At 61.2% G+C, this 1,059-nt stretch carries 1 protein-coding gene; it reads right to left on the bottom strand.

Annotated elements, in window-relative coordinates; genetic code table 11:
• Positions 1–178: 178 nt before the first annotated feature.
• Positions 179–1,059 (bottom strand): transglycosylase SLT domain-containing protein (locus EOA29_RS37525; protein WP_148669396.1); only part of this gene is annotated, 881 nt, incomplete at its 5' end.

The following is a 1,059-nucleotide window of genomic DNA, read 5'->3' as shown; positions in this document are numbered from 1 at the left end:
GGATCTGATTGCTCTTCTCGAGGATGTCCTTGTTGGAGCCCATGATCGAATTGGTGTTGTCGGCGTTCTGGCGGGCAATGTCTAAATTCGCATTGTCGATGACGGCGATCTGCGCATGAGCGACGCTCGCCAGAAGCGTTACACATGCCGCGAAAGCGATTTTTCTCACATCAGCCTCCTATTCCTGGATTGCTTCGATCGCGCGCGCTGCGCCGGTCGGATCGGCGTTGATTTGCACCGACTGCGTGTTCCCCGAACCGCTCTCAGCGCTCCAACTCGCACAGGGTAGCCATTGGCTGCGATCGAGCCGCAGCCGTTGCAGCTCGGCCGGGTCGCATGAAAATGGATTTGGGGATCCACCTTGCGGCGGCGTGATGGTCCGCGCGGTCTGCGAGGCTCCGACGTTGTTCAACGAAAGATATTGACCGAGCAGCGCGGTAAAGTCCGAGGCCTGGTTGATATATTGGCCGGTCACGTCGGCATCGAGACTTCGAGCCGACGAGTTGAGCTCCCAGGCGTCCTTATATTCGCCCACTTGTCCGACGCCGCCGGCAAGCGCGTCGATCTGCGAGGAATTGGCCGTCATCTGCATAGAGCTGGCGTCGAGATCGGCCGCGGCTTTGGAGACGGAATCAAGGACGCCGCTTTGAGCAGCGCCGCCCGGTCCGCTAGAGGTCACGATGCTGATCGCCGGTGGGGCCGCCGCCGGCGCCTGTCCGCTTGAGACGTAATTGTCGAAGGTGCCGTGCCATCGGCCGACGCCCGAGGCCCACTCAGCCTGTTCGGCGGCATTGGAGCCGTTATAGAAGCTCGCGAGGCAGCTGTAGCTGCTGGCGCCACACTGCGCGACGCCTTTGCCGAGATATTTGACGCCACCCTCGATGTTTTGCTCGTTGATGTCGCGATCGAACCCGAGCTGCCTGCCCGTTCCCTTTGTCAGCTGCATCACGCCCTTGACGCCGGTGTGAGAGCCGGCACAGCTGTCGAAGCGGGACTCCTGGTACGTGACCGACAGCGCCAGGCCCTCCGGAACGCCATATTTTTGTGCATAGTAACGGA

The sequence above is a fragment of the Mesorhizobium sp. M1E.F.Ca.ET.063.01.1.1 genome (genome assembly GCF_003998155.1).
Taxonomy (GTDB): Bacteria; Pseudomonadota; Alphaproteobacteria; order Rhizobiales; family Rhizobiaceae; genus Mesorhizobium.
The sequence above is the reverse complement of the archived record's forward strand: the minus strand, read 5'-3'. Positions and strand labels throughout refer to the sequence as shown.